Consider the following 14,579-nt stretch of genomic DNA (forward strand, 5'->3'; position numbering starts at 1 on the left):
TGTATTTACGACAGGTTTCAGGATTAATTTTTAAGAGAAGTGAGATGAGAATGTAAGGAGAGCTATTTCGGATATTAGTTGAAATAGCTCTTTTTTTAATTACTATTAATAAAAAAATGGGCTATTTAAAATTAGGGACTGTAAAATAAATAAAATTTCGAGTATAATGAGGAAAAATAAATTTTTAATTATAATTATCAAAATGAGGATTGGTAAGTTGTGAAAAATAGGGAAAAGATAGAAAATGAATATGAAAACGAAAATTTTGCAGGTATTTTTAATGGACATGAATTAAAAAAAGCTTTTGAAATCAAAGAAATAAAAAAGGAATTTGGAAAAAAGTACAGTTTGGTTTCAAAAGAGGAAAATTTAAAATGTGCATTGGAACGATATGAGCTTGATGAAGATTATGAAGTGTATCTTTTGAAAGCCTCAGGAAAAATGAAACAGGATTTTTTTTATCCTAAAGTAAAATCAAATATATTTGAAATAGTCTATTGTCTTGAAGGAGAATGTTTTATATCTTCTACCCAAAGCAAAAAAAATTATTATTTAAAAAAGGGAGATATTTTAATTTATAAGCTGAATAATAATGATATTGATAAATATAGATTTAAAAGTAGTGATTTAAAAAAAATTCTCATTTTTCTGAATATGGATAATTTGGAATCAAATCTTTCAAAGTCAATGGATAAAAAATCTTTTTTGAAGTGGAAAGAGAAAGTTTTAAATATTTTTGAAAATGATATTTTCTGTTATGGAAAATCAAATTCGGAAGTAAACATTTTGTCAAATCAGATTGAAAATATGCTTATTAATGATGTCAATGATTATTTGGAATTTAAAATGAAAATTTTTCACTTTTTATTTTTAATTTTGAAAATTCGAGTTAATTCTATGGAAACAATATTAATTGATGATATTCAAATTGTAAAAGAAATGAAAGAAATGCTGAACGAATATTCTATTTCTGAAATTCCGACTATAAAAGAGTTGTATGAAAGTTTAAAAGTCAGTAATTACCAGTTGCAGAGAGCCTTTAAAAAAATAGAAGGTGTTACTATTTATCAATATATACAGAAAAAGAAAATGGAGTATTCAAAATTTTTGCTTGAAACTACCGATAAAAATATACTTGATATAGCTATTGAAGTGGGATATGAAAATCCGAGTAAATTTTCAAAAACGTTTAAAAAATATTTTGGAATTTTACCAAGTAAATATCAGAGAAAATGTTGAATAAAATTGTCTTAAATTAAGTGATGTTTTTTGTTTTAAGACAATTTTTTTATTATAGAATTTAATTAAAACAAAAAGAATTTGAAGATTTTTTATTAAAAGATTTATTTTGAAATTTATATATTAAAAATATAACTGTTTAATAAAATAAATAGAAAATAAAAATGAGAGTAGAGTATAAATTTGATAAAATCGAATTTTATTTAATTGGTATAAAATCAAAGATATCTAGGTTTTATAAATTATGATATATTTTATGATTGGAAAAATTGTAGAAATGATATTTATGGATTTAGCAGGACATGTTATTTATAATTAGAAAATTATTTTGAACTGTAAGATAATCTGAAATATGAAGATACTCCGGATAAAAAAATTCAGTTAATGATATTCTTATTTGTATTGTCTTCGTTATTGTGATAAGTTATAAATAAAATTTAAAAGAAAAATAAATATAATTGACGTAATATCTGAAATAATGATAAAATAAATTATTATTTATGAAAGGGGAAAGTTTTGATGATAAAAAGTGAAAATGTAAAAAAAATTTCAATATTTTTGCTTATATCTTTACAAATTTGCTGTAATGCTGAAAATAATAAAAATATAGAAAATAAGAATATACAAATAACTGAAAATTTTATGGAGAAATCACTGTTATCAGATAAAACTGTAAATTCAGAAGGAATGACAGTAGAAAGCAGATACAATCCACCTAAAGGGTATAGAAGAATACAAACTGAAAAAGGCAGTTTTGCTCAATTTTTGAGAAATCAAAAATTAAAACCTTATGGAGAAAAAGCTTTATTTTATAATGGTCAGGCTAAAAGAAGTGAAGGAATTTATGACAGTGTGATTGATGTTGAAATAGGAAACAGAGATTTACATCAATGTGCAGATGCAATAATGCTTCTTAGAGCGGAATATTTTTATTCGAGAAAAGAATACGGTAAAATAAATTTTAATTTTGTATCAGGATTTAATGCTGAGTATTCAAAATGGATGGAAGGATATAGAATAAACCCTAAAGGAAAAGGAAATTATTATAAAAAAACAGCTTCTTCAAATACTTATAAAGATTTTAGAAATTTTATGAATATAGTATTTGCTTATTCAGGAACCATTTCCCTTGAAAAGGAGATGAAACCCCAAACTATAGAAAATATTCAAATAGGAGATGTTTTTATAATGGGAGGAAGTCCCGGGCATGCGGTGATAATTTTAGACATGGCTGTAAATAACAAAGGGGAAAAGGTTTTTATGTTGGCACAATCTTACATGCCTGCACAACAGACACAGATATTAGTGAATCCTGATAGAAGTATGGGAGTCTGGTATTCTTTGAAAAATAAAGATATTCTTGTTACTCCTGAATGGAAATTTCCTTTAAATAAATTAAGAAGGTTTCAATAAATTTAAAATAAATTTTATAAAAATAATGTTTGAACTACTATAATGGAACTAAAAATTAATAATAATTTTAATATTTTAAAATTTTTAATTTTTTAAAAAAACTATATATAAACATTTTGATTTATAATAAATAATATCCTAAATTATAAATTTTATATATTTTCATTTTTATAAGTTATTAAAAATAAAATTTCCTGAATTTTAAATAGACATTGTTTATAGTTAGAGGATTATTTTTAGTTTGTAGAATAATTTTTAATTAATGTAAAATATAATTTAATTTATCCGAATTATACTTTTTTATTTAAAAGAAATGAATAAAATTAAAGTAGTATATGAAAATTTTATATTTAAATGATCAAAGCCATTAAAAAAGTAAAAGTGTAGGGTTAATATTATCCTAATTTTTTAAACTTGAGAATAAAAAATATTTGAGAATTTGAATTTTAAGTTATGTGAGAAAATATGAAAAAATTGTTAGTTTTAGGAAAAATGATATAACATCATAATATAATTAGAGCTTTATGTTACAGAAGTTGTCAAAGTGATAGAACAATTCGTAAAATTGATAAATATTAAAGGAGTTTCATATGTATAAAATATTTGAAAATGTATCTTATAGAATTATCCATAAAGGAAAAGAATTTTTGATTAAGGGAATTGAATATGATTCAAGAAACATAAATGATGATTTTGTATTTGTCGCAATGTCAGGGAAGAAAGTTGACGGACATGAATTTATACAAAATGCTATAAATAACGGTGCTAAAATGATAATTTCCGAAAAAGGTGTAAAAGTTTCTGAATATGATAAATATGAAGAAGTTTCTTTTGTAGTTGTGGAAAATATCAGAAAAAGTTTGGGAATAATTGCTTCAAATTATTATGGCTATCCTCAGAATAAAATAAAAATAATAGGAATAACCGGAACAAATGGAAAAACTACATCAAGCTATATACTTGAAAATATACTTGAAAAAACTTCTCGAATAGGAACAACAGGAAACAGAATACTTGATAAGGAATTTGAAACTGTAAATACAACTCCAGAATCACTTGAACTTATAAAATTGATTAATGAAAGTGTGAAAAAAGGTGTTGAATATTTTATAATGGAGGTAAGCTCCCATGCCCTTGAAATAGGAAGAGTGAACATGCTTGAATTTGACTCGGTAATATTTACAAATCTTACTCAAGACCATCTTGATTTTCATCAAACGATGGAAAATTATTTTAATGCTAAAAAGAAAATATTTACAATGTTAAGAGAAAAGAAAAGAGGGATAGTAAATATTGATGATAAATATGGTAAAAAAATAATTGAAGAAAATAATGGTAAAAATTGTGAAAAAGAAAATAAATATTTAAAAATAAGTATAAAAAATAAAGAAGCTGATTTATATGGAGAAATAATCGGATATACAAATAACGGAATGAGAATAGGTATCACATATAAAGGGAAAAAATATTCAGCGGAGATAAATTTAATAGGAGAATATAATTTATATAATATTTTAGGTTGTATAGGAACTGCAGTATCTCTAGGAATAAATATGGAAACGATTGTTGAAAAACTGGAAAAGATGTCTCCGGTTCCCGGAAGATTTGAAATAATAAAAAATAATAAAAATGCCAGAATAATCGTAGATTTTGCACATACAGATGACGGGCTCGTAAATGTAGGACAAACTTTAAGAAAAATAACTGAAAATAAAGTGATTACACTATTTGGAGCAGGAGGGGACAGGGATAACAGGAAAAGACCTAAAATGGCAAAGGCAGCTTCAAAATTCAGTGATTTTATAGTTTTGACTTCAGATAATCCGAGAACTGAAGATCCGATGGATATTTTAAAGGAAATTGAAACGGGATTAACTGAAATAAATTTTCCGAAAGAAAAGTATACAATTATAGAAGACAGAGAACAAGCTATAAAATACGCAGTTCAAGAATTGATAAAGCAAGGAGACAGTTTGCTTATAGCAGGTAAAGGACATGAAACTTATCAAATTATAGGAACAGAAAAAAAATACTTTGATGACAGAAAAACAGTAAAAAAATATTTGATATAATTTTAATTTTTTGATACACTTATTATTAGTAAAAAAAATTTGAAGGGAGTGATTTTAAAAAATGAAAAAAATATTCTTTTTAGTAGGGATATTGGCAATGTTTCTATTTACAGCGTGTGGAGGAAAAACGGAAAATAAAGGAGGAAGTTCAGAAAATAACGGAAGCAAAGAACTGAACATATATACTTGGACGTATTTCATACCTGAAGAATTGGTAGATAAATTTCAAAAGGAAACAGGAATAAAAATTAATTTCAGCTATTATGACAACAATGATGTAATGATGGCAAAGCTGATGTCCGGAGCAAAAGGATTTGATATAATTTCACCCTCTACTGATTATGTAGATGTACTTATAAAAAATGGATTAATTGAAAAACTGGATAAGACAAAATTAGGAGAAACATTTAATAATTTAGATAAAGAAAATTTAAAATTGGAAGAGTATTCTCAAATATATGATCCGGGATTACAATACAGTATACCTTATTCATATTCTGCAACAGGAATAGCAGTAAATAAAAAGTTTATGAAAGATTATCCTCAGTCTTTTGATGTATTCGGCTTAGAACAGTATAAAGGAAAAATGACAATGTTGGATGACGGTCGGGAAGTAATAGGAGCTACTTTACAATATTTAGGATATCCTTCCGATTCGGCAGATGACAAACAGTTGGAAGAAGCAAAAACTAAAATTCTTGAATGGAAAAAGAATTTAGCAAAATTTGATGCCACTTCATTTGGAAAGAGTATAGCTACAGGGGAATTTTACGCTGTACATGGATATGCCGAAAATATTTACGGTGAACTTGAGGAAAAAGATTATGAAAATTTTGATTATTTTGTGCCTAAAGGTGCAATGATGTATATTGACAGTATGGCAGTTGTAAAAAATGGACCAAATAGGGAAAATGCATATAAATTTTTAGAATTTTTATATAGACCTGAAAATTTTATAAAAGTGTATGAATTTTTTAAAACTACATCTGTTATAAAAGGGATAGAAGAAAAATCCTCTGTAAAAGCAATAGTAAAAACAAGTCAGGTTGTTGAAAACGGTAAACTTCCGGGAGCTTTATCTGATGAAGCAAAAGAAAAGCATGATAAAATATGGAATGAAATAAAGTTATCAAATTAATAAGAAATTGGGTAAGATAATTTGTTTTTTTACGAGGACTTATCGATACCTTCACATTCCGACTATTAATGACTGAAAAATTTTTAAAAAGTTCAAAAATATCTATTATACTTAAAAAAAACAGTGAACTTGCTATGTATAGACAGACTTTTTTCTGATTGATATAATTTATATTTTTTGTAAAAATCTTGAATGTCGTAAAATTTTAAAAGAATAAAATATGTATATATTAATAAGTAAAATGGGAAATTTTATGTAAGAATATAAGGTTTTCCATTTTTTAAATATTCTAGGAAAGAAAGTGAAATGAAATGATTATAAAATATAATGTAAATATAAAATTGAAATTTTAAAGAAAAATCCCGACATTCAAATTTTGTAACATAAAAAATGGAATATCAAATGTGGTAAAAACATCTTTTTTGTTTTTACAATAAGTGGTCATTTTTTGATATAGTAAAATTTGAGTTGGAAGTTTTTTGAACCAATTTTTTATAAAAAAAATTGGAAAACATACTATCTTACAAAATTCACATTGTTGAGGCTTTCTCGGATAATGCTTGTTTTATTCATTGTGTACAAGTGAATTCCCTTTATATCATCAGATAGAAGTTTGATAATCTGCTCTGTGGCATAATCAATTCCGGTTTTTTTCATGGATTCGGGATTATCCCCGTATTTTCTCAGGATTTTTTCGAGTTTTAAAAGGATTTTACAATTGCAAAGAGAAGTAATTTTTTATTTGTGCTGCATTTGTGACAGGTATTATACCTGCGATAAGAGGGACAGAAATGTTAAGTTTTTCAATTTGTTCTCTGAATTTGAAAAATGTCTCGTTTTCAAAGAAATCTGAGATATTAAAAAATCTTCTCCTACTTCAACTTTATTTTTCAAATATATTAAATCAAGTAAATCATTATTTTCATAATGAACTTCAGAATAAAATGCTCCTCCTACATAAAAATCACCATTTTCTTTTATATCTTTTATCAGAGTCGAAGTATATTTGTAATTTCGCTCATTGTAAATGTTTTCATCCCGTTCTTTAGGAATATCGCCTCTTAGAGCAAGTATGTTTTTTATATTATTTTCCTTAAATTCTTTTAAAAAATCAATAATTTCTTCTTTTTTACTTCCGATACATGTAAGATGAGCCAAAGTTTCTATTTCAAGACAGTTTTTAATGTATGAAGTTATTTCTACCGTTCCGGATTTGTTGTACATCCTGCACCGTAAGTGACACTTATAAAATCAGGTTTATGATCTGCCAGTTCTTTAGTAACTTCTTTAAGTTTTTCTTCAGAAAAATTTCAAAAGAGAAAACAGGATTTTTTTTATTGTAAAGTTCTTTTATTCTTTCAGTATTTTTAAATATAATAATTTATTTTAAGGACTATGAAATCGACAATTAAGGTATAAGATGGCGATAAAAAAGACCCGGAATTAACCAGGTCATAAAAAATCCCTCCATACAGAAAAGCACAGTAAAACAGTCGGTTTTAATTTAAGTTTAATAATAAAATTTAAAAGATATTCCCCAATATATCTTTATTCAACTAAAATTGTCATTGACTGTTTGTGAAAATCATTTTCAAATATATTTTACTATAAAATGGTATATTTGTAAAATTGATAAATTTTATATAGAGAATATAAATTATTTATGATTGCTTTATATATTATAAATATTTAGTAAATTAATAATTTTTTATTATTTTATAGCTATAGTATTAACAAAGAAAAGGAATTTTTAAATAGCTGAAATTTATAAGAATGTTATTTTGAGAAAATTTTAAAATAAACCTATCCGGATTAAAATTCCAAAATATAATATTTTTAAAATTGACTTTATTACAATTTTTTTGTAAAATGTATATATAAAAATTATTAATAAGTATTTGTATAAATTTTTGGAGGTAGTAAAAGATGAGTTTGTTAAATTTAAAAGGAGTTAAATCCGAAGTCGAGGGAAAACCTATTCTGAAAGGTGTAGATTTGACTATTAATAAAGGGGAAGTTCATGTTATAATGGGACCTAACGGAGCAGGTAAATCTACTCTTGCAAGCGTTCTTGTGGGACATCCGAAACATGAAATAGTTGAAGGGGAAATTATACTGGACGGAGAAAATATAAATGAACTGGAAGTAGACGAAAGAGCCCAAAAAGGGATTTTTTTATCTTTTCAATATCCTGAAGAAATACCGGGACTGACAGTGGAAGATTTTTTAAGAACTGCAAAAGAGTCGGTTACAGGAGAAAAGCAGTATTTAATGCAGTTTCATAATGAATTAGTGGAAAAAATGGAAAAACTTCATATAAATCCTGAATATGCCGAAAGACATTTAAATGTAGGATTTTCAGGAGGAGAAAAAAAGAAAAATGAAATACTTCAAATGGCAGTACTTGAACCTAAACTTGCCATATTGGACGAAACTGATTCAGGACTTGATATAGATGCTACTAAAATAGTATTTGAAGGTGTTAGAACATTAAAAACTCAAGATACTGCCATGCTTATTATAACTCACTATGATAAAGTATTGGAATATTTACAGCCTGATTTTGTCCATATACTTATGGATGGAAAAATTGTAAAAAGTGGAGGAAAAGAACTGGTAGAGTACATTGAGAAAAATGGGTACGGAAAAATGAAAGAAGAACTGGGGCTATAAAAATATTGCGGTTTTGGAAGAAAATTCAAAGAGGAGAATAATAAAAAATGGAAGATAGTAGAAAAAAAACCTATGTTGCAGATATTGAAAGAGGTGTTTATGATATTAAAGATGAAATGCAGCATAAATTTACAACAGGTAAAGGCTTAACTGAAGAAATTGTCAGAAAAATTTCAGAGAAAAAAAATGAACCTCAATGGATGCTGGATTTCAGACTGAAATCACTGGAAGTATTCAATTCAAAGCCTATGCCTGTATGGGGAGCGGATTTATCGGATTTGGATATAGACGATATAGTTCATTATCTTGAACCTGATGCAAAATCTATGAGTAACAGCTGGGATGATGTACCTGACTATATAAAATCTACTTTTGACAGATTGGGAATACCTGAAGCTGAAAAACAGTCGTTGGCAGGAGTAGGAGCCCAGTATGATTCAGAAGTTGTATATCACAGTATACATAAAGAACTGACAGAACAAGGAGTAGTATACACTGATATAGAAACTGCTTTGAATGAATATGAAGATATAATAAAAGAATATTTTATGAAATTGATTACGATAAATGATCATAAATTTGCAGCACTTCATGGAGCGGTGTGGTCAGGAGGTTCATTTGTATATGTACCTAAAGGAGTAAAGGTAAGTATGCCTTTACAGTCATATTTTAGGCTTAATGCTGCAGAGGCCGGACAGTTTGAGCATACACTTATAATAGTAGAAGAAGGAGCCGATTTACATTTTATAGAGGGATGTTCTGCCCCTAAATACAAGAAAAATGCTCTCCATGCAGGGGCTGTAGAGCTGTTTGTAAAAAAAGGAGCAAGATTAAGATATTCTACAATAGAAAATTGGTCAAGAAATATGTATAATCTAAATACAAAAAGAGCACTTGTTGATGAAGGCGGAGTAATGGAATGGGTGTCAGGTTCATTCGGCTCAAGGGTTTCTATGTTGTATCCGATGACTATTTTAAGAGGTGAGTGTTCAAGATGTGAATTTACAGGGGTTACATTTGCTTCAACAGGTCAATACCTTGATACGGGGTGTAAAATAATTCATGCTGCTTCACATACATCTTCCACAGTGCATTCAAAATCTATTTCAAAAAATGGAGGAACAGCATTTTACAGGGGTCTTTTAAGAGTGGCGCCAAATGCGGTAGGATGTAAATCCACTGTTGAATGTGAGTCACTTATGCTTGATAATGAATCAAGATCAGATACTATACCGATAATTGAAATAAATAATGACAGTGTAGATATAGGACATGAAGCAAAAATTGGAAGGATAAGTGATGAAGCTATATTTTATCTGATGTCCAGAGGGATAAGCAAAGATGAAGCGAAAGCAATGATAGTAAGAGGATTTGTCGAACCGATATCAAAAGAACTTCCGCTTGAATATGCGGTAGAGTTGAATAAGCTTATAGAGTTGGAACTTGAAGGAACTATAGGATAAGAAATCCGAAAAGAATAAAGTAATTTTAGGAGGAAAATATATAATGCTGAACGAAGCAAGTTTAAGAAACCTTGAAAATAGCAACTACAGAGCAGAAAATTTTAAAAAATATGCTTCCCTTGAAAAACCTATGTGGAAAAGGGTTGGATATGAATATGAAGAACCTGAAAGATTTAAAGAGTTTAAAAATACATTTCTTAAAAATGAAAATCAGGATGGAGTGACCATAAAGGAACTGAATGATTCTTTGAAAGAACTGGAAAGGTTGAAAAATGAAAATGAGTATGGTCTTGGAGAGTTTTTTAAAGTACAGAACAATATATTTTACAATGAAGGAAAATATATAAAAATAAATGAAAGAAAAAAAGTTGAAAAACCGGTCTATATAAATTATAATTTAAATAAAGATAATAATTTCCTTATTGATTATAATGTAATAGAAGTGGAAGATTTTGCCAAAGCTACAATTATAATTACATATAATTCGGAAGACGGATCCGAAGGTTATCGTAACGGAATAATAAAAGTTGCAGCAGGAAGAAATTCTGAAGTTAAATTAATAAAAATACAGACACTGAATACAAAAACGAAAAATTTTGAATCTTCAAAAATAGAAGCTTTGGGACAAGGGAAAGTTGAGTATTACAGTATTGAACTTGGAGCGGAAGTGAACGGTATAAGTAATAAAGCCTATCTTGAAGAAGATGCAGCAGAAATATATGTAAAACCTGCATATTTGGCTGATGGAGATAGAAAACTCGATTTGGAGTATTCCCTTGTTTTTAAAGGAAGAAGAGCAATAGGTGAAATACAGGGAAGAGGTGCTGTAAAAGATACGGCAAGAAAAGTATTTAGAGGAAATTTATATTTTAAAAAAGGTGCTGCACAGTCTGAAGGGAGAGAAGGAGAATTTGCTATATTATTGGATGAAAAAATAAAGGCTCATTCCATTCCTACATTATTTTGTGATGAAGATGACGTGATAGGTGAACATGCAGCATCAGTTGGAAAAGTCGACGAAGCAAAGCTGTTTTATCTTATGAGTAGAGGACTTTCCGAAAGTAGAGCGAAAAAACTTATTGTCGAATCATCATTCAGACCTGTACTTGATAACATAGATGATGAGGAAATAAGAGAAAATCTATTGGGAGAGCTGGAAAAGAGAATATAATTTTTCTGATTATTTAAGGCAAGAAATATGTAAAGTAGGAAAATTATTGAAAGGAGTTATAAAGCATGGACTATAGGAAAGAATTTCCAATATTCGAAAATATTGAAAATTACTATTTAGATACAGCTGCCACTTCACAGAAACCAAAGAGGGTACTGGATAAAATGATGGAGTATTATAAAAAATATAACGGAAATCCCGGCAGAGGTTCTCATACGCTCTCAATGGAAGCGTCAGGATTATTGACAGAAGCAAGGGAAACAGTAAGAAAATTTATAAATGCTGAAAGATCTGAAGAAGTGATTTTTACTAAAAATACAACGGAGTCTATTAACCTTATTGCTTATTCTTATGGAATGGAATTTCTAAATGAAGGGGACGAGATTGTACTTGGAATATCCAATCACCATGCTAATATAGTTCCGTGGCAATTTGTGGCCAAAAAGAAAAAATCAAAAATAAAATATGTGTATTTAGATGATAACGGACAGTTTGATTTGAATGATTTTAAATATAAACTGTCGGATAAAACGAAAATAGTGTCAGTTTCAGGAGTGGTAAATGTAACGGGAGTTATACAGCCTGTAAAGGAAATAATAGAAGCTGCACATAAAAAAAATGCTTTAGTCCTTGTAGATGCGGCACAGTCCATACTTCATTTCAGGCATGATGTTCAAGAATTGGGTGCTGATTTCCTTGTGTTTTCAGGGCATAAACTGTTCGCTCCAATGGGAATAGGTGTAATGTACGGTAAAAAAGAAGTTTTAGACAGTATGCCTCCTTTTTTATACGGAGGAGATATGATAGAATTTGTAACAGAGCAGGAGTCCACATTTGCACCTTTGCCTAACAAGTTTGAAGGAGGAACACAAAATGTGGAAGGGGCAGTAGCACTGAAAGAAGCGATAAATTTTATAGAAGAAATCGGATACGACAGGATAGACAAGATAGAAAAGGAATTAGCCATGAAGGCACTATTTGAAATTAAAAGGTTAGGTTTTGTTGAAACATACTGTACTGAAAATGTCGAAAGAACAGGGATAATAGCTTTTAATGTACAGGGTGTGCATTCTCATGATGTGGCGTTTATATTAGATTCATATAATGTCGCAGTCAGATCGGGACATCATTGTGCACAGCCATTGATGAACTATGTAGGAATTCCTTCTTGCTGTCGTGCAAGTTTCGGTATTTACAATAGTGACGAAGATATAGCCAAGCTTGTGGAAGGATTAAAAAAAATAAAGGAAGTGTTTGGAATATGAGTTTGGAGAAAATATATCAACAAACGATACTTGAATACAGTAACAGAAAGGATTTAAAAAAAGAAATAGAAGCTCCCACATACGTTGAAAGAGGTCATAATCCCAACTGCGGAGATGATTTGATATTGGAAATAAAATTAAATGGAAATATTATAGAAGATGCTGCGTTTCTGGGAAACGGCTGTGCCATTTCAAGTGCTTCGACAGCGATGATGATTGATTTAATAAAAGGCAAAACAATGGCAGAAGCTGAAGAAAAAGTAAATATATTTTTTAAAATGATGAAACAGGAAGAAAGACTGACTTCTGAAGAGATAAAAAAACTTGGAGATGCGGTATTGATGGAATATGTGGCAAAAATGCCTGCAAGAATAAAATGTGCCACTTTGAGTTGGCATTCGTTAAGAATTATTACTGAAAAAAATAGATAGGTAAATTTTAATTTTAATGAAATCAAAGCTTTTTTTATAATTGACATTTAGAAAATAAATTATTATAATAATATAAATTAATGTAAATACTATTTTTAGATAAGGATGTGTTTTTATGAAAAGAGTTTTGATTTTGTTAACAGTTTTATTAATTATAGTTTCATGTGGAAAAGGAAAAAATAGCAGTAAGTCAGATGAAGGGAAGGTAAATCAGAAACAACAAGTTAATGAGGTTCAAAAATATAATTCATATATAAAAATATATAATGAATTATTAAATTTTGAAAAAAGCATAAACTATTATATCGAAGATGCAGGAAATCAGGAACAGGTTCAGAAACCTGAAAATGGTGTGACGATCTCTTTTGCTGATTTGTCTTATTTAGTAGAGACTATTAAAAAAGCTGAAGTAATGAAACCTAAAATGGATGAGTTGGATAAAACTGCTAAAGATCTGCTTCCTGTAATGGAGGAATTTGCTCCTCTCGTTGCAGAAATGAAAACGTATTATCAGGGAAAAGACTATACAAGCGATAATTATAAAAAAGCTCAGGAATTTCATACAAAATTTTTAGCATCATTAAAAAAATATGATGAAACTGTAAAGCAGTTCAGAGCTGCAATGGATAAAAAAGTTGCGGAACAGAGAGAAAAAGATATGAATATGCTGAAAAAGGAAGGTAGAGTTATAACCTATAACAGATTGGTTATTTTAAATGTGGCTGAAGAAATATTGGCTGAAATAAAAAAGCAAAATTTAAACGGAGGAAATTTAACATCAGGGGATGTGTCTAAGTTCAAACCTCTTCAAGAAAAGCTTATTAATGCAGTATCTGAATTTCAGACATCGGTAAATGATGGAAAGCAGCTTGAAAAAGAAGGATATAAAAGTCATAGTATAAGCGGGTTTGTAAGAGAAGCTACTGACTTCAAAGCAGCTGTAGCTACATTTATAAAAAAAATTGAAAATAAGGAAAAGATAGACAATAATACTTTACAGAACAGTTTTTTTCTTGAAAATGAAAATGGCTCACCTGAAAATGTTATTAAAAGTTTTAATGAATTAGTAAACGAATATAATAGAATGAATTAATACTTATTTAAACTCAAAGAGAAAGTTTATGAAAAAAGAGACTTTTAAAATATGAAAGTAACAGAATATAATTTTATCGGTATTCTGAAATTTTCTAAAAAAGTCTCTTTTTTATTTAAAATTAATAATCAATATTTATTTTTGAGAAAATATAAAAAATTAATGGTGAGATTAAGAGAGGATTCCAAAAAGGTTTTCGAAAAATAATAAAAAACATATTTGAAAATGAGGAAAGAGATATAAAAGTTGCTTCAAAAAGGTATTTTTTATTTTCAAAATATGATATAATTAGAAACAAACATAATTCAAATAAAAAACTAAAAGAACAAAAATGGAATTTAACATTAAATGTTTTTTAAATTGTGATTATGTTAGTTTTAAAATAATAAATTAAACTTAGGAGGTAAAATGAAAAAAGCATTATTTTTGATAACAGGGATACTGGTGTTATCATCAGTGAGTTATTCAGCACCACAAAAAAGCTTAGCTGAAAGTCTGAATGCAATAGAAGCGAAATTTAATGATCTTCTTGAAAAGGAAGCGCAAAAGAAAAGAGAATTTGAAGCACAGAAAGTACAGCTTGAAGCTGAAGTGGAAGATTTGAAATCAAAAGAGCAGGGA

Annotated in this window: 10 protein-coding genes and 2 pseudogenes; 11 read left to right on the forward strand and 1 reads right to left on the reverse strand. The window is 28.2% G+C overall.

Going from position 1 to position 14,579, the window contains the following annotated elements; translation table 11 throughout:
- Window positions 1–219: 219 nt before the first annotated feature.
- The 4 genes from EII29_RS10745 to EII29_RS10760 all read left to right on the forward strand — a co-directional run bounded on the left by EII29_RS10745 (window position 220) and on the right by EII29_RS10760 (window position 5,862).
- Complete coding sequence (locus EII29_RS10745) at window positions 220–1,239, forward strand: helix-turn-helix transcriptional regulator (RefSeq protein ID WP_125237525.1); 1,020 nt, start codon at window positions 220–222, stop codon at window positions 1,237–1,239.
- Window positions 1,240–1,881: 642 nt separating this feature from the next.
- Window positions 1,882–2,652, forward strand: coding sequence for a DUF4846 domain-containing protein (locus EII29_RS10750; protein WP_199726077.1), 771 nt, complete (start codon window positions 1,882–1,884; stop codon window positions 2,650–2,652).
- A gap of 590 nt (window positions 2,653–3,242) precedes the next feature.
- Entirely contained in the window at window positions 3,243–4,724 is a 1,482-nt protein-coding gene (locus EII29_RS10755; protein ID WP_125237527.1) for a UDP-N-acetylmuramoyl-L-alanyl-D-glutamate--2,6-diaminopimelate ligase, read from the forward strand.
- A 61-nt stretch (window positions 4,725–4,785) separates the two neighbouring features.
- On the forward strand, window positions 4,786–5,862 hold the full coding sequence (locus EII29_RS10760) for an extracellular solute-binding protein (protein ID WP_125237528.1): 1,077 nt from the start codon (window positions 4,786–4,788) through the stop codon (window positions 5,860–5,862).
- A 516-nt stretch (window positions 5,863–6,378) separates the two neighbouring features.
- On the opposite strand, the pseudogene EII29_RS13190 reads toward EII29_RS10760, so the two are convergent.
- Window positions 6,379–7,086 (reverse strand): annotated as a pseudogene (locus EII29_RS13190) (methylenetetrahydrofolate reductase).
- A 702-nt stretch (window positions 7,087–7,788) separates the two neighbouring features.
- Between EII29_RS13190 and sufC the strand changes: the two are divergent.
- From sufC to EII29_RS10800, 7 genes and pseudogenes are all read left to right on the forward strand, one after another.
- The gene (gene sufC / locus EII29_RS10770) at window positions 7,789–8,535 is read left to right on the forward strand and encodes a Fe-S cluster assembly ATPase SufC (RefSeq protein WP_125237529.1); all 747 of its coding nucleotides are present in this window, start codon (window positions 7,789–7,791) and stop codon (window positions 8,533–8,535) included.
- Window positions 8,536–8,582: 47 nt separating this feature from the next.
- Window positions 8,583–9,998 (forward strand): Fe-S cluster assembly protein SufB, encoded by a 1,416-nt coding sequence (gene sufB, locus EII29_RS10775; protein WP_125237530.1) that lies wholly within the window; start codon window positions 8,583–8,585, stop codon window positions 9,996–9,998.
- A gap of 43 nt (window positions 9,999–10,041) precedes the next feature.
- Window positions 10,042–11,169: a Fe-S cluster assembly protein SufD gene (gene sufD, locus EII29_RS10780; protein ID WP_125237531.1), complete on the forward strand. Its 1,128-nt coding sequence runs from the start codon at window positions 10,042–10,044 to the stop codon at window positions 11,167–11,169.
- A gap of 65 nt (window positions 11,170–11,234) precedes the next feature.
- Complete coding sequence (locus EII29_RS10785; RefSeq protein ID WP_125237532.1) at window positions 11,235–12,434, forward strand: SufS family cysteine desulfurase; 1,200 nt, start codon at window positions 11,235–11,237, stop codon at window positions 12,432–12,434.
- Complete coding sequence (gene sufU / locus EII29_RS10790; protein WP_125237533.1) at window positions 12,431–12,865, forward strand: Fe-S cluster assembly sulfur transfer protein SufU; 435 nt, start codon at window positions 12,431–12,433, stop codon at window positions 12,863–12,865. The genes EII29_RS10785 and sufU overlap by 4 nt, the downstream gene beginning before the upstream one ends.
- A gap of 115 nt (window positions 12,866–12,980) precedes the next feature.
- Window positions 12,981–13,958 carry a YiiG family protein gene (locus EII29_RS10795; protein ID WP_125237534.1) on the forward strand — a complete coding sequence of 326 codons (978 nt, stop codon included), beginning with the start codon at window positions 12,981–12,983 and terminating at the stop codon, window positions 13,956–13,958.
- A 408-nt stretch (window positions 13,959–14,366) separates the two neighbouring features.
- A pseudogene (locus tag EII29_RS10800) lies at window positions 14,367–14,579 on the forward strand (hypothetical protein); the annotation flags it as partial.

Source organism: Leptotrichia sp. OH3620_COT-345, from assembly GCF_003932895.1.
GTDB lineage: Bacteria > Fusobacteriota > Fusobacteriia > Fusobacteriales > Leptotrichiaceae > Pseudoleptotrichia.